Below are 16,263 nucleotides of genomic sequence, written 5' to 3' on the forward strand. Positions count from 1 at the left end.
TCTCTCCTTACAAAATCACAAGTAATACTTTTACCATTACATAGGCAATCAAGCCACAGCCTGGGAAAGTCAAGATCCAAGCATAAATCATTTCTTTCACGATGCGCCAGTCAACGCTGGAAAAGCGACGTGATGCGCCAACACCCATGATGGCAGTTGTTTTTGTATGTGTCGTCGAAACGGGAATCCCAAACACGGAAGATAAGAACAAGCAGATTGCCGCTGTTAAGTCAGCCGAAAAACCTTGATATTTATCCAGTTTGACCATGTCCATGCCGACAGATTTAATGATTTTCATCCCACCTACAGAGGTTCCGATTCCCATAGTAAGAGAACATAACGCCATTACCCACAAAGGGATCGTAAAGCCGTTGCCGCTTTTTTCTACAAGGTTATTGTAGTAAAGACCTAGCATAAAGACCCCCATAAACTTTTGACCGTCTTGTGCGCCATGCAAAAAAGCGTTTGCTCCAGCTGCGACCGCTTGCCCGATCGTAAAAACTTTATTTGCTTTACGACGAGAAGTTCCCCGGAAGAGCCAAACGATCAATTTGGTGATGATAAACCCACCAATGAACCCCATCAATGTTGAGACCACCAGCCCTATCAGTACTTTGACCCATTCTTGTCCGTTTACTGCATGTAATCCGCCCAGTGCCATTGCTGCTCCTGTAAGTCCAGCAATCAATGCATGGGATTCACTGGTTGGAATACCGAAGTACCAAGCCGCAACCGTCCAGACGACGATTGAAAAAAGTGCAGCAGCTAAAGCGATTTGTGCAACATGAAAGCCGCCAGCAGTATCAAAGCTGACAATGTTACTGATGGTTTCAGCAACTTGCGCATTGAAATACGTCATCACTAAGACCCCAAGGAAATTCATCACTACCGCCATTCCAATAGCGACATTTGGACGTAGGACCCTCGTAGAGACTGCGGTGGCAATTGCATTTGGAGCATCCGTCCACCCATTGACGAAAATAACGCCTAACGAGAGCACGATGGTTATAACTAAAGCCATATTCACATTTATACACCTCATTTAAAAATTCCGAAGTAATCATAGCATAGAAAGTGAACAAAGTGTAAACTTTTTGTAAGTATTCATTAAAAAATATGTAAAGGATTAAAATAATAATATAGAACAAGAAAAAATAGCTGGCAAAAGCACCTTTTTTTGTGTTAAGTAAAATTTCTTTACAACTTTTATTGCAAATGAAACTTGCATTAGGTATAATGACTAGTGTTGATTTATACGTTTCAAACGTATAAGAACTTATTTTTGGAGGTGAAATACATGCCAAACATTGAATCTGCAATCAAACGTGTTCGCACAAGCGAAGCGGCTAATGCTAAGAATTCATCTCAAGTAAGCACAATGCGCACAGCAATCAAAAAATTTGATCTAGCTGTTGAAGCTGGTGCTGATAACGTAGATGCGTTATATAAAGATGCTGTTAAAGCAATCGATATGGCTGAGACTAAAGGATTGATCCACAAGAACAAAGCTAGTCGTGACAAATCTCGTTTAAGTAAAAAAATTGCGAAATAAGCAAATTAAAGCCGAAGCAATCAAATGATTGCTTCGGCTTTCTTTTACCCTTGTCTTTTACCATGCTTTAAAACGAACAATTGAAACAGAAATTCTTTATCGATTTGACCACTTTTCACCAAATAATCATTCTCAATCAATTCATGATAAAGGGCTGCTAATTGCTTTTCATTGAACTTTCTTGCCTGCTGCATCGCTAACTTGACCCGATAGGGATGGATTTTTAGTGTCTCAGCAATATTTGCCTGTTGATAGCCGACCTTCATCAGAATCGACGCTTGTAAAAGCAAGCGTACTTGTCCAATCAAAATTGCATTGATTTTAATGGTCTCTTCCCCTTGTAACAACAAGTCATCATACAACCGCCAGGCATCCGCTACTTTTCCTTGTAACACATCATTAGTCAATTCAAAAACATTGTGTTCTAAGGTTTTAGGAATCAATTGCTGAACGATTTCTTTTGTGATCTTCGCATCTTTTCCTGCATACAAGCGTAATTTTTGCAACTCCTGCATCGCTTTTGATAAATGGAGATCAGTCAACCGCAGGAACAGTTCAAAAGCTTCTCTAGTCATTTCAATACCATCGTTTGTCAATGTCTGTTGCAAGTACCGACGAACATCCGCTTCTTTCATTGGTGCCACATCGATGATGATCCCTGCTTTTTTCAACTGCTTCGTGATTTTCTTTCGTTCATCCAGCTTATCATATTCGGCAAAAATCACCAAGACAGCCGTGTCCATTGGATTTTTTAAATACAGCAAAAAATCATCAAGGTCATGTTCTGGAACATTGGCTTTTTTTTCTGCTGTTAGAAAAAAAGGCCGCTCCACAAAGATCAATCGCTGATCACCGAAAAACGGCAACGATTGCGCTTCTTGAATCACCAAATCCAAAGGCTCTCTTTCCATATCAAAAGAAGCAAAATTCAAGTCATCTTTTGAAACTTCAAAACGCGTCAAAAATGCTTGACGTACTTGTTCTTGTAAAAATTTTTCTGTGCCTGTCACTAAATAGATAGGTTGCAGAGATTTCGTCCGAATCTCTTGCAACGCTTTTTGCAGTTCCATAGATTCCCCCGCTTTCTTTTCCATCCTATCATCATTCTAATCGATAGTCTAGCCATGTTTCTAGCTGTTGGACACGATGCCAATTTGACCAGCTGAAGCGGATCATCCCCTGCTGATCTGTTCTCAAGATGCTTCTTCCTTCCATCACTTCCAAAACTTCAGAATGTGGATGTCCATAGCGATTGTCTTTGCCACAAGAGATGATGCCGATTTTGGGTGAAAGGCTCTCGATAAAACGAGCAGAAGTGGAGGTACGACTGCCATGATGCCCTAGCTTTACCACTTCTGCCTGGAAATGAGGGTACAGTTGAATCAACTTTTCTTCCCCTTTTTGATCTAAATCACCGGTAAATAAAAAGCGCCATTTCTCAATTTCAGCCTTCAAAACTAAAGAATCTTCATTTTCACCTTGCCCAGACTCAGGAGCTAAAACAGTGATAGCAAGGTCGCGACCAATGGTTTCACCCACTTTTGTCCAGTGAACAGTTCCTTGCGGAAGCTGCTTGATTAACGCGGCAATCTGAGGATGGTGTTCACTTCCAGGAACTAGGTATATTTTTTTGACAGGGATTGCTGTCATTAATGCCAGTGCATCACCTAGATGGTCCGTGTCTCCATGAGTCAAAAAAAGCCCATCGATTTGCCTGACTCCCTCGCCTTTTAAAAATGGAATCAATGAGGCGTGTGCATTTTCTTGATACGCGCGTTGCTGCCACGCCTCTTTAGGAAAAGATAAACTGCCGCCGGTATCAATCACATACACTTCCCGGTTAAAGGCTGTTTGTAGGACAATACTATCACCTTGCCCAACATCGACAAATGTAACGGCAGCAGGGACAAAAAGACGCTGTAAAAGTAGCGGTAAAAACAAACTGACTAAGAAACAAAAAAAGAACTGATGTCGCTGATACAAAAATAAACCAAGAAGACTACAGAAAATAGCAAGTTCTATGGGAATCCTTCCAGTCGTGAGGGCAAATCTTCCAAGAAAAAAGACGATTTCCTCTATTCCATGCAAAAGTGTTTCACTCCAACTATCCAGATAGGGTATTTTTGGTATCAAAAGACTTACGGCAAAAAGAGCAAAACAGCTAGGTAAGATAAAACGTTGAAACAACGGAAGCAAAAGAAGAGTAAAAATCCCACCCAACAAAGGAAATTCATAGAATAAGTGCATCAGCAGCGGCGCTGCCAATAACGGCAAAAACTGAGAACGGATCACTGAGGAAACCTGTACGTTTCTTTGCATGAGCAATAAAAAAGTCATCAAAAAACATAGCTGCCCGGACGTTTGCAGAAAAACTTTTGGGTCGATCATAAGTGTTAGAAAAAGCACGATACCGTAACGATCACAGGCTGAAAGGTGACAGGAAAACAGTCGCAAAAGAACGGTCATCCCATAAGCGAGAACAGCTCGAATCACGCTGATAGAACCACCAAATAAAATGGCGGCTATCAGGATAATTGGCAAAAGAGGAAGCAGCATCTCCTCTCTGGTGAACTTTCCTCGTCTCAGACCTCGTTCTAACCAGTAGAAAAAGAAAGACACATGCAGTCCGGACACAGTAAAAAAGTGCAGCAAGCCACTGCTACTGAATAATTGACGGATCTCTTGAAACTCATGATCTTTATACCCAAATAACAATGCGTTTATATAAGATGCCAGCTTCTCAGGGAAAAACTGCTTCACGTGAGTCACTGCAGCTGCTCGCCACCTGTAGATCGAAGAAATCCCGGCAGTTTGTTTGCTTGCGAGAATCTCAGTAATCGTCAATGTGCCTAAGAAGTTCCTGCTAGCCAAATAAAATGAGTAATCAAAGGCATGTTTGTTTCGGATTGGCTCTGCTATCTTGAAATTTCCATGTACTCTTAGTGATTTCTGCCAATTTTGTCGGCTGAGCCATTGGTCTTTTTCGGAAAGAGAAGAAACTTGGTAACGCCCCATCACTTTACCTTCAGGCAGTTTCCCTTCAAATGTCACTAAATCACCATTAACTTTGATCGTATCAGAATAGATAAGAACCTCAGCAGTTAACGATCCTTCTTCCAACTGACGATTTTGAAAACTGACCATACGTCCCCCTATCAATACACTGCCAAGACAACAAAGTGCCAATAAAGCAACTTGTTTTTTTATCAGTAGTCCCAGAAGAAGATAACTTGCGATAATAAATAAAAGAACAGATTTCAAATAGAAACCTGTTACCCAGCAACCAATGATCACTCCAACAAAAAGGAAATGGTCACGGCATGTTTGTATGTGTAGCCCCATTCAAGGCACCAAAAGATAATTTTTCAAAATATGCTGGATCAAGTTCAACTTGGTGGACGGTAGCACCAACTTGTTGAATCAAATCTAGAGCATATTGATTATTGCGGTAGTCATTCAGATAATGAATTTTCTTGACGCCTGCCTGCAAAATCGCCTTCGTACAAGGCAAACATGGAAAGTGTGTCACATAAATCTCGGCATTGTCGGTTGAAACACCTAGCTTGGCGCATTGCAGTAATGCGTTCATTTCTGCATGGATCGTGCGGATACAATGTCCGTCAACCACATAGCAGCCTTCATCAATACAATGAACGTCTCCACTAACTGAGCCATTGTAGCCGCCGGCAATAATCCGTCGGTCCTTGACTAGTGTCGCCCCCACCTCTAACCGAGAGCATGTACTTCTAAGAGAAAGTAAAACAGCTTGAGCCATAAAATACTGGTCCCAAGGGATTCGTTTATTTCCTTCTATCGATCGGTTTTGAGAATTAACCCATTGATTCTTTTTATTCAGATCGCTTGTCATCTGCGTACCTCCTTTTTCTATTTTTCCGATTGCGAAATAATAGTACACAATTTTTTATAATATACTATACCCCCACTGATTAATCTAGGGGCTAATGAATTTTAGTGTCTTTTTCTCCATTCACTTCTGCTTGTTTTTCCTACTGCTACCGTCAGTCAAACAGTTCTCAAAATGACTCCACTACCTGCTGGGTATTGTTTTTGATTAAGGGACTGGGAATAAAACTGCTTGTTATTTTCTTTGATGCTACTAATATTTGATGCTATTAACGGATGGAACGAAAGATCCTCACTTTACTCTTCCCAGGTATAATAGTTTTTTCGCCTTTTCTCTCTTTCTTCTTCCGATTCCTCCCTTTCATTGAAACACTTGCCTAACGCAAATTTTTCATAAAACCTTTGTAGCAACACCATCTGCCTATTTCTAGTTTTTCAGGGGTACATAAAATAATACGCCTTTCGAGTGCTCTTGCTTTTTTTTAACAGCAAAATACACGCTTCTTTTTTATTTCCAGCTTTTTTTCTTTTTCACTTTTGTTTTCAGAAAAAACTTGGAAATTTTCTTACCCAAAAAGTTTTATACTTCGTTTTGTAAGAAAAGAGGTGGACACACAATGAACAGAAGCATACATCAGCTTTCTCCTCCGAGATAACAGCGCCAAAAAGATATTAGACTTAGAAAGAAGCGATTTGATGAACGAGAAAAAATTATCTTTATTTGGTTTTTTCGCACTAACAGCCTCGATGGTCCTGACTGTGTACGAGTACCCAACTTTTGCCACGTCACAACTTCATTTGGTTTTCTTCTTATTATTAGGAGGTATCCTCTGGTTTTTGCCTGTTGCACTCTGCGCGGCAGAAATGTCGACGGTAAAAGGCTGGCAGAACGGTGGGATATTTAGTTGGGTTAGTGAAACATTAGGCGAACGGTTTGGCTTTGCAGCGATCTTCTTTCAGTGGTTTCAGATTACTGTCGGGTTTGTTACGATGATTTACTTCATCTTAGGAGCACTTTCTTATGTGCTGAATTTTCCCGCCCTCAACAATGATCCATTGATGAAGTACATCGGTTTGCTGATTATTTTTTGGCTCTTAACGTTTTCTCAGTTAGGTGGAACCAAAAGAACAGCAAAAATTGCAAAAGCAGGATTTGTTATCGGGATCGTCATTCCCTCTATCCTCTTATTTGTGCTAGCAGCAGCTTATTTCATCGGTGGAAATCCTATTCAAATACCTCTGAGTGAAAAAGCATTTATCCCTGACTTTTCAAAAGTTTCTACTCTCGTGGTATTTGTTTCTTTTATTTTGGCTTATATGGGTGTGGAGGCCTCTGCTTCCCACATTAATGAACTAAAAAATCCGCAAAAAAATTATCCACTAGCAATGATTTTGCTAGTCATTCTTGCCATTGCATTAGACGCTATTGGCGGCTTCTCTGTTGCTGCGGTCATTCCGCAAAAAGAATTATCTCTCAGTGCCGGAGTGATTCAAACCTTTGAATCGTTGTTGCTTCACTTCAATCCGCATCTTGGTTGGCTAGTGAAGTTAATCGCACTAATGATTGCCTTTGGTGTCATGGGTGAGGTCAGCTCATGGGTCGTTGGCCCATCAAGAGGTATGTTTGCAGCGGCACAACGAGGATTACTGCCGACTTTTTTGCGAAAGCACAATAAACATGGCGTCCCTGTTCCGCTAATCATGATTCAAGGAATCATCGTTTCAATATGGGGTGCTGTTCTAACGTTTGGCGGCGGTGGAAACAACTTATCTTTCTTGGTAGCTATTTCGCTGACAGTAGTGATTTATTTGATTGGTTATTTGCTGTTTTTCTTGGGCTATTTTGTTCTGCTTTTTAAGAAAAAAGATCTTCCTCGTACCTATAATGTTCCAGGAAAAACAATCGGAAAAACAATAATCGCAGGATTAGGGCTCATCATGTCGCTGCTCGCATTATTCGTTTCGTTCTTCCCACCTTCTTCGATTCCTGCCAGTGAAGACAGAACTTACCAAGTCATCTTGTTGATTAGTTTCATCGTTACTTTATTGTTACCATTCATTCTCTATGAACTTCATGACAAACGTGGCAAAGAAGCTCAAATCGACGAACCGGTTCATATGAAAACAGGAGATGTGAACCCTGCCACTTATCCAAGCGCTCGAGGAGAACACCACATCGTTCAAAACGAGAAGTATACAATCAAACATTAACCGTATTTTTTATCTATTAGGAGGAATTATCATGTTATATGGAAAAGAAAACCGCGAAGAAGCAGACTATTTGGAACCAATTTTTGGAGCTGTTTGTGAAGGAGAAGATTTACCGAAATACAAACTAAATCCACAATCTGTTGAACCTAGAATGGCCTATCAGCTCGTACAAGATCAGCTACTTGATGAAGGAAATGCCCGTTTGAATTTAGCTACATTCTGTCAAACCTACATGGAACCGGAAGCAGTTAAGCTGATGACACAAACTCTAGAAAAAAATGCCATCGACAAATCCGAGTATCCACGAACAGCAGAAATTGAAAATCGCTGTGTGAATATCATTGCAGATTTGTGGCATGCAAGCAAAGAAGAAAAATTCATGGGCACTTCTACCATTGGTTCTTCAGAAGCCTGTATGTTAGGTGGGATGGCAATGAAATTTGCTTGGCGTAATCGGGCGGAAAAACTCGGTCTCGATCTAAATGCTCATAAACCTAATTTAGTGATTTCAAGCGGTTATCAAGTTTGTTGGGAAAAATTTTGTGTCTACTGGGATATCGAGATGAGAGAAGTCCCTATGGATGAAAACCATTTGTCGATCAATCTTGATAAAGTGATGGACTATGTTGATGAATATACGATCGGCATCGTTGGCATTCTAGGAATCACCTATACAGGACGCTATGACGACATTAAAGGATTGAATGAACTTGTTGAACAATACAACCAAACAACGGACTATAAAGTCTACATTCATGTGGATGCTGCTTCTGGTGGTCTCTATACCCCTTTTACTGAACCGGATCTCGTCTGGGACTTTCAATTACCAAATGTCATATCAATCAACACATCGGGTCATAAATACGGTCTCGTTTATCCGGGTGTGGGTTGGGTACTTTGGCGCGATCAATCTTACTTGCCTCAAGAACTTGTATTTAAAGTCAGCTATTTAGGCGGTGAGTTACCAACCATGGCCATCAACTTCTCCCATAGTGCTGCTCAGTTGATCGGACAATACTATAATTTTGTGCGCTATGGTTTTGATGGTTACAAAGCGATTCATGACAAGACCCATAAAGTTGCTCTTTATTTGGCAAAAGAAATCGAAAAAACCGATCTATTCGAAATGATCAATGATGGCGCTCAACTTCCGATCGTCTGCTACAAATTGAAAGACGATTCAAAACGGGAATGGACGTTGTATGACTTAGCAGACCGTTTACTCATGAAAGGTTGGCAAGTTCCAGCTTATCCATTACCAGCCAATTTAGACGACCAAATCATCCAACGATTGGTCATTCGTGCAGACTTTGGTATGAATATGGCCCACGATTATATTCAAGACATGAAAGAAGCTCTGCTGGCACTTGATCAGGCTCATCTGGTCTATCATAAAAAACAAGAAATCAAAACCTACGGCTTTACTCATTAAAAAGGCCAACACGTTCTAGCAAGAAACTTCCCCAAAATCATTAGAGCTCTCAACGTTACTTCTATTGCGGAACTGTCCCAAGTAGTGCCATTCGCTTGCACTACTTTAGTTCAAAGAGAGGGATTGCGCACGGCTGTGCGCAATCCCTCTCTTTGTATCAATAATTATCTTTTTCAGTCTTTTCAATTACTCTTTGTTGCAAAGATTTCCTCGACTCGTTGATATAGTGTCTGATTGATAGCTAAGATAACAGAGGAAACAGTGTTGAAAGTCACCGGATAAATTTTAGTATTTTTCGTTTGAAGTGTTTCTTGATAAAGAGAAGCATCACATAAAATCATTCGTTTGGTACAAAAAAAGACATCATCCACCACATCAGTTAATTGGTGATAGATCATATTGCTTATGGTAAAGTGCTCATCTAACATTTCTTCTAACTGTTGGCGATAATACAAGTATTTAAAATCAGAAGGTGCAACAATATACACTTCCAAATGTTCAGTTTTTTCAGCATCAGGAAGCAAACTTAGTAAAATCGTCAATTTACGAACCAGATTGTCATTCCATCGAATCATCTGCTGGTTTTGGTTTGCCCATAACCCAAGGCTCTCCATTATTTGATCAAACATTTCCCTCTCACTTGGGTAGAGAAAGAATAGACGATCCGTTTGAAAGATCTGCATGTCCCCCCAAGCGGAACGAAGAAACGGTAGTAACGCTTTTTCGAACAACAAATGATTTTTCTCGGAGATTCCTAATCGGTTTTGTAATAAATGCGTGAGTTCCAACATCTCCGGACAGCGATGAATGTGATTACGATAAACGACTTCAAAATCTCTTTGCAACAGCTCCAGATTATTGCACTGATACTTGCGTGAATTAAAAAGTGAATAGATGTAAAATTCTTCGTCCTCATTGCTACACAAAGAAACTACAAGTTCTTTAAGACCTTGCTGTAATAATTGAAATAGCGGTGTCTGTCGTGCCATCTCCTTGTCCCTTGATGCAAAACAAATAGGAGCTATTCGGCTTCTTGCTAATCCGATGTGGATCCCTAAATGAATGATTTGACGTTCGTCTTCAGGATAAGAACGCAGAAAAAAACGTTGTTCCACGAATTGGATCAGTTCTTCACAAGCCTGCTCAATAAAAGACTGATTTTTTTCAGGACGTTTTCCTAAATAGTTCATTACAGCCAATAGAAGATAGCGGAAGTCTTTCTCGGGGATCTCGACCTCCTCTTGCTCTTCATTTAAATAGCCCATTTCCTCAAAAAATCTCCATAAGTCTGTCCGAATGGTATAAACCTTGCTTAATGAAATAAACACCTCTTCCGATATTTTTTGCCAACTTCTCTCTCCAATCAAAAATTGATAGAGAACTTGTAAAAAATAGGATCCTTGATAAATGGTTTGAGTAAGCTCTGATAAGGAAGATCCGGCAGTAAAAACCACTTGATATGTATGCTTCTCGTGAGTGGCGGTAGCAATGCGTTCTTTTAGTAAAAGCAGAATTTTATCAATGTCATTGATAATGGTCGCAGGACAGACATCCAGCTGTTCGGCTAAACGGTCAATAAGCACGCTTTCCTTCTCATACAACTGCTCGCAAAGATAGACTTGACGAATCACGCATTTTTCTATATACCTTTCCAGCATAGGCTCGCTCCTTTCCCGAATTTATTACGTCCGTTATTATAAACTATCAGGAAATAGGAAGAAATGAAATTGATAGCATTCTGAGGAAAAGTTTAGGCAAAAAAATTGTTTTCAAAATTATTTTTAATTTTATCTTGGGAAAAATGAAGAATTTTTCATGTAATCGGTATAGCTTACCTTTAGCAAATCTTTTCCTGCTGAAATAAACAAATGGATTACACAGTGAGAAAAGGTCTACTTTGTATTCACACGATAAATTCCTTAGATCCCCTAGCATTCGATACAACATATAGTTGTATCGATTGACTCTTTTTGAGCAAAAGATTAATTTTTACAACCACCGGCCGCCTGCGACAGAGTGTGTTTTTGTTAGCATAATACGTCGCGATACTGACTTGTTTCACCCGATCGCTCTACTAAATAAAAATGACTTCTCTACTTACCTTATACCCCTTATACCCCTATACTCCCTATACCCCCTACAACAACGAAACAGAAAAGCCACTGAATCGCGAGCTTATTCTCTTATTCTTTCTCTTATTTTTCATCGCACCTTGATCAACCCCTCCAAAGCCTCATAAGTTTTAGGGCCAATACCAGAAACTTCTTTCACTTCTTCCACGGTTTTAAAAAAACCCTTTTCTTCACGGTAAGCGATGATTGCCTCTGCCTTTTTCGCGCCAATGCCTGGAAGCTCTTGTAACTGGCTGCTATCTGCTGTATTTAAATCGATCTGGTTCTGAGCAAGTGTTCCTTCTGCTCCGTTGTCAGCGTAAACTACCGGATCATCTAAATGAGGAACGATTACTAATTGTTGATCTGACAATTCTTGGGCAAAATTCATGACTTCTTCATTTCCTTCATCAGTGACCCCGCCCGCTAATTGGATCAGCTCATACAGTCGAGCTCCACTAGGTAAGGTGTAAATACCCGGATTTCGGATTTCTCCTTTGATATCTACAACGATCTGGTCCAATGACTCTTTCCTACTCTCTGATTCGAAAATTGGTGAAGATTCTTCTGCTTCGGGCCATTCTGGCTCATTCGGGGTAAAAAACAAACCAAATAGAAAAAGAATGACCAACAGCGCGCTCAAGGATAAATGCCAATATTTTTTCCCAAAATCCAACCACTTGTCCATAATGAATCACCTCAAAAAGAAGTACGCAAAAAAAGTCTTGATTGCTCAAGACTTGATAATTTCTTCGATTTCTTTCATGGAATGAACGACATGGTCTGCATCCAAATCAGTTAGCAATCCTTCAATATCATAGAACATCGTTTGCACCCCTGCCCCTCGTCCAGCCAGCACATCCATCGCACGATCACCGATCATTACAGTCGTTGTTTTGTCCAATTGATATTTTTCCACTAAATAATTCAAAGACGTTGGGTCCGGCTTGCGGGGAAAATTATTCTCCGGTCCCACGATCTCTACGATCAAATGGTCAAGATTTTCTTTCATTAAAAGTTCTTTCGTTGAAACAACGTCACGATGGGTCAAAATATAATTCTTTCCGCCATGGTCTACTACTGCTTGTAAAGCTTCTTTCGTTCCCGGAAATGAAACGGGTAGCCGCTCATCTAGTGCTTCATATGCTTTAAAACGAGCGCTAAAATCAATGAAATCCAATTGATATTTCTCAGCTACTTGTTTTGATGACGATGCTTTCAAGATGCGATAAATTTCTCTCGAATCGGGATCAAATCCAGCGTCTTTCAATGTTTTAAGAAACGCCTCTAACATGATTGGGTAACTGTCAAACAATGTGCCGTCAAAGTCCCAAATATACGAATGATACATGTACAACCCTCATTTTCTAAAAATAAGCTGAAATGTTTCCGTGAAAAAAATGTTTTTTCAGCAACTTTACAAAGTTTATCACAAAAGTCCGCCTTTGTCTTTAGATCAAAAGGCAAAGTGGTTGAGACAGAAGTGATTAGTTGCAAGAAATTACGGCTTATTACTGCAAAAGCGACCGCTTACCGTGCGTTCGAAAAAAGAGCTATGACAACCTTTTGTCACAGCCCTTAAAAATTACCAGCTTCCGGAAATTCCGCCCCCACTACTGGACCCACCGCCAAAGCCACCGAAATCACTATCCGAGCTTTTACTCTCTGCGATGACCTGTTCTTGTCGCGTGACATGATTGATGAGTAACAAATAAACTAAAGATTGATCCATAGTGGTTGGATTGTATTCACGACGAGCATTATTCAATAGTTCTGAACGATCTTCCCCCGAAAAATCACCTACTTGTTTTTGTAGATCTGGATGATTTTTATATACTTCATGGAGATCGATAGTAAACAAAGCATCCGTTTTAACAGAATCAATCAAGCTAGCTATTTCCTGAGAACTCGTCTGCACCATTTCAGGATACGTCTTTTCCTTCGTAAGCAGCATAGCCAAATAATCGTTGTTGAGACTACGCCGCTGAATTTCTTCTTCCGCCAACTGCTGAATCTCTTTTTTATACTGTGGAATCAAATAAGCATTTTCTGCAAGAATATCTCCAGTTAAATCATAATCTCGTAATTGTTCCTTGAGTTGCCGCTGCAATTGTGTTTCATAGGTTCGCAATGTGTCATGGCCTTGGGCTAACTCTTGCCCAAAGATCTTCAAATTTTTATGATCTTTCATATATTCTTGCACGAATTGATCGGCCAACTGCGGATTTTTCAATGCTTGTTGAATCATTTGGTTTCTAGCTGGTTGCGGACTGATTCTTTCAAACTCAGCTAATTGCCTCGGAATAACTTCACTAAGCAGGTACATTTTTAACGCCTTCAAACACTCTCCAGCAACAATATAGTGATTGAAGGTCTGATAATTCCTTCTTTTACTTGCCCATCTGTAAAAAGCCTTTTCATCAAACGCTGGATCCGAATGAATATGAGGAGGAATCACATTGGCTGCTTGAAAACTTTTCTTCGTTTGGCGCTTGCGCCAGCCTATCACTCCGCTAATAGCTGCAATAATCAATGCACTAACTGAACTAACAAGTTGCCAAAACAGCAACCAGAATTTCTTTGACTCTGCGGCTTCTCGGGCCTTTTTTTCTGCCAGTAGCTGTTGCCCATCCGCATAAATTTTGTTCAGACCAACCGTTTCGTCCGCTGTTTTCATTTCCTCATAGACGCGATCAGAAGCATTTAAAACAGCTTGATCATAGTCTTCATCACGCAAAAGAACTTTTGTATCTTCATCGATCAGGTCATCATCTGACAAATCAGAAAAAATATACGTTAAGCCATCCCCATAGCCTAAACGAAATTCCCGGTCCTCGATGGCAAACACAAAGACTAAGCCATTGTTATACGCGGATTGACCAAAACTGTATTCATCAAATAACTGATTGGTTACTGTCTCGATCGTTTGGCCGTCTAAGTTTTTAAGCGTGACAACAGCGTATTCTGGACTTCCTGGCAACGTTTGGAACCTCTCTTGGTTTAATTGATTGATTTTTGCGATTGTCTCTGCTGAGAGGACCCCTGCATTATCCTTCACAAAACTTTGACCAAATACTTTTTGGGGAACAAGTAGCACGAACATGACGATCACTACCAGTATGGAGCTGCCCACTACCCTCTTTTTCATTCTTGACACCCCTATCTGTATAAAATTACGTTAATTGTATATTATTTCCAGATGATCAGCATAGGGCTAAAGCCTTAGATCACAAAGAAGAAACTGCGAACTAAGTGCTACACTAAACAAAATGTCCGATTTTTTTACTAGCATCCCCTCCAAAATACCATTAGGTCTTTATGAGCGAATGTTCGAAAAGTAATCACCTTTTCGTCCAATCGAGAGCATTTGATTTTGTGTGTTCCTTATATCGCAGTTTCAGAAGATGATCAGTTTTTGAAAGAATGAATCGGCGCAGGAATTCGGCCGCCTCGCTGAATAAAGTCAGCAGATTTAGCTGGATTAACTTTCATAACAGGTGCTGTGCCTAGTAAACCACCAAATTCGATTCGGTCTCCTACTTGTTTTTCTTTAGCCGGAATGATACGTACCGCCGTTGTTTTATGGTTGATGACGCCGATTGCTGCTTCATCAGCAATCATCGCAGCAATCGTTTCTGCAGTAGTATCTCCAGGAATTGCGATCATGTCTAAGCCCACCGAGCAAATTGCTGTCATCGCTTCTAACTTTTCTAGATTCAACAAACCACTTTCAACTGCTTTGATCATGCCTGCATCTTCTGAAACCGGGATGAAAGCACCCGATAAACCACCAACATGATTGCAGGCCATGACGCCGCCTTTTTTGACGGCGTCGTTCAACAACGCCAATGCAGCCGTTGTCCCGTGAGTTCCAACGGATTCCAGACCCATTTCCTCCAAGATGAGCGCCACACTATCCCCTACAGCCGGAGTAGGTGCTAAAGAAAGATCGACGATCCCAAAAGGAACCCCTAAACGCTCGGAAGCTACCCGTCCTACGAGTTGCCCCATACGGGTTATTTTGAAAGCCGTTTTTTTGACTGTTTCTGCAACGACGTCAAAAGATTCTCCTTTGACTTTTTCAAGCGCACGCTTGACCACTCCAGGACCGCTGACGCCTACATTAATCTCGACATCTGCTTCTCCGACACCGTGAAAAGCACCGGCCATAAACGGGTTGTCTTCCACTGCGTTTGCAAAAACAACTAATTTCGCACATCCCATATCTGAAGCTTCAGCCGTTTGTTTGACTGTTTCCCCCATTAACCGAACAGCATCCATATTGATTCCAGCTTTGGTTGATCCAATATTGACCGAAGAACAGACAAAGTTCGTTGCTGCCAGCGCTTCTGGAATCGATTGGATCAATGCTAAATCACCGCCTTGATACCCTTTTTCAACCAGAGCACTGTAGCCACCGATGAAATTGACCCCTACTGTCTCAGCTGCCCGATCCAATGTTTTAGCTACCTTCACACAGTCTTGTGGCGTCGGTTGACTGGCTGCCACAACAATGGCAATCGGGGTAACAGAGATTCGCTTGTTGATGATTGGAATACCATATTCTGTTTCGATTTGTTCGCCAACTCGCACCAAGTTCTTGGCTTTTGTCGTAATTTTTTGATAGATTTTTTCGCACATCTGATCGATATCGGCATCGATACAGTCTAAAAGAGAGATTCCCATTGTAATGGTACGAATATCAAGATTTTCTTCTTCAACCATGCGAATGGTTTCTAGTATTTGATTGATTTCCATAGAAGCCCTCCTATAATTTATGCATGGTATCAAAAATTTCTTGGTTTTGAATACTGATTTTAACACCTAGTGTTTCGCCTTTGGTATGCAATTGCTCACGAATCGTTTCAAAATCTGCATTTGCCTCCATCGATAATAACATCATCATCGTAAAGTATTCTTCCATGATGGTTTGTGAAACATCGAGGATATTGATGTCTAACTCTGCCAATAGTTGGCTGACGCCTGCGATGATCCCTACCTTGTCTTTTCCAATAACGGTCAATACTGCTTTCATAAGAGCCCGCCTTTCATAAAATTTTTCTTATTATAGCATAAGAAAACCGCACTTTCGA

General features: G+C 40.6%; 13 protein-coding genes. 3 read left to right on the top strand and 10 right to left on the bottom strand.

Annotated features, from left to right (window positions below):
- Window positions 1–7 precede the first annotated feature (7 nt).
- Window positions 8–1,042 carry an inorganic phosphate transporter gene (locus DVW06_RS10640; protein WP_003127284.1) on the bottom strand — a complete coding sequence of 345 codons (1,035 nt, stop codon included), beginning with the start codon at window positions 1,040–1,042 and terminating at the stop codon, window positions 8–10.
- Window positions 1,043–1,297: 255 nt separating this feature from the next.
- On the opposite strand from DVW06_RS10640, the gene rpsT reads away from it, so the two are divergent.
- A complete protein-coding gene (rpsT, locus tag DVW06_RS10645) occupies window positions 1,298–1,552 on the top strand; it encodes a 30S ribosomal protein S20 (RefSeq protein WP_003127283.1) in 255 nt (84 codons plus the stop codon).
- 44 nt (window positions 1,553–1,596) lie between these two features.
- Here the strand turns inward: rpsT and holA are convergent, their stop codons facing one another.
- From holA to DVW06_RS10660, 3 genes are read right to left on the bottom strand one after another with little or no spacing between them, the layout of a single operon-like run.
- Window positions 1,597–2,622 carry a DNA polymerase III subunit delta gene (gene holA, locus DVW06_RS10650; RefSeq protein ID WP_003127282.1) on the bottom strand — a complete coding sequence of 342 codons (1,026 nt, stop codon included), beginning with the start codon at window positions 2,620–2,622 and terminating at the stop codon, window positions 1,597–1,599.
- A 31-nt stretch (window positions 2,623–2,653) separates the two neighbouring features.
- On the bottom strand, window positions 2,654–4,894 hold the full coding sequence (locus tag DVW06_RS10655) for a DNA internalization-related competence protein ComEC/Rec2 (RefSeq protein ID WP_137264627.1): 2,241 nt from the start codon (window positions 4,892–4,894) through the stop codon (window positions 2,654–2,656).
- Window positions 4,866–5,420: a ComE operon protein 2 gene (locus DVW06_RS10660; protein WP_005472581.1), complete on the bottom strand. Its 555-nt coding sequence runs from the start codon at window positions 5,418–5,420 to the stop codon at window positions 4,866–4,868. The genes DVW06_RS10655 and DVW06_RS10660 overlap by 29 nt, the downstream gene beginning before the upstream one ends.
- A 692-nt stretch (window positions 5,421–6,112) precedes the next feature.
- Here DVW06_RS10660 and gadC point away from each other — a divergent pair.
- Entirely contained in the window at window positions 6,113–7,627 is a 1,515-nt protein-coding gene (gene gadC, locus DVW06_RS10665; RefSeq protein ID WP_005472579.1) for a glutamate:gamma-aminobutyrate antiporter, read from the top strand.
- A 31-nt stretch (window positions 7,628–7,658) separates the two neighbouring features.
- Complete coding sequence (locus tag DVW06_RS10670) at window positions 7,659–9,059, top strand: glutamate decarboxylase (RefSeq protein ID WP_003127278.1); 1,401 nt, start codon at window positions 7,659–7,661, stop codon at window positions 9,057–9,059.
- A 182-nt stretch (window positions 9,060–9,241) separates the two neighbouring features.
- Here the strand turns inward: DVW06_RS10670 and DVW06_RS10675 are convergent, their stop codons facing one another.
- From DVW06_RS10675 to DVW06_RS10700, 6 genes are all read right to left on the bottom strand, one after another.
- Window positions 9,242–10,717 carry a hypothetical protein gene (locus DVW06_RS10675; RefSeq protein WP_003127277.1) on the bottom strand — a complete coding sequence of 492 codons (1,476 nt, stop codon included), beginning with the start codon at window positions 10,715–10,717 and terminating at the stop codon, window positions 9,242–9,244.
- Between the two features lie 544 nt (window positions 10,718–11,261).
- Window positions 11,262–11,858 carry a helix-hairpin-helix domain-containing protein gene (locus DVW06_RS10680; protein WP_003127275.1) on the bottom strand — a complete coding sequence of 199 codons (597 nt, stop codon included), beginning with the start codon at window positions 11,856–11,858 and terminating at the stop codon, window positions 11,262–11,264.
- Window positions 11,859–11,903: 45 nt separating this feature from the next.
- The gene (locus DVW06_RS10685) at window positions 11,904–12,521 is read right to left on the bottom strand and encodes an HAD-IA family hydrolase (protein WP_003127274.1); all 618 of its coding nucleotides are present in this window, start codon (window positions 12,519–12,521) and stop codon (window positions 11,904–11,906) included.
- A 234-nt stretch (window positions 12,522–12,755) separates the two neighbouring features.
- Window positions 12,756–14,318, bottom strand: coding sequence for a TPM domain-containing protein (locus DVW06_RS10690; RefSeq protein ID WP_137264628.1), 1,563 nt, complete (start codon window positions 14,316–14,318; stop codon window positions 12,756–12,758).
- Window positions 14,319–14,578: 260 nt separating this feature from the next.
- Window positions 14,579–15,928 (bottom strand): PFL family protein, encoded by a 1,350-nt coding sequence (locus DVW06_RS10695; RefSeq protein ID WP_003127270.1) that lies wholly within the window; start codon window positions 15,926–15,928, stop codon window positions 14,579–14,581.
- Window positions 15,929–15,938: 10 nt separating this feature from the next.
- Complete coding sequence (locus tag DVW06_RS10700) at window positions 15,939–16,205, bottom strand: ACT domain-containing protein (RefSeq protein WP_003127269.1); 267 nt, start codon at window positions 16,203–16,205, stop codon at window positions 15,939–15,941.
- Window positions 16,206–16,263 lie beyond the last annotated feature (58 nt).

It is taken from the genome of Enterococcus sp. ARL09-542, from assembly GCF_005234805.1.
Classification (GTDB): domain Bacteria; phylum Bacillota; class Bacilli; order Lactobacillales; family Enterococcaceae; genus Enterococcus_D; species Enterococcus_D gallinarum.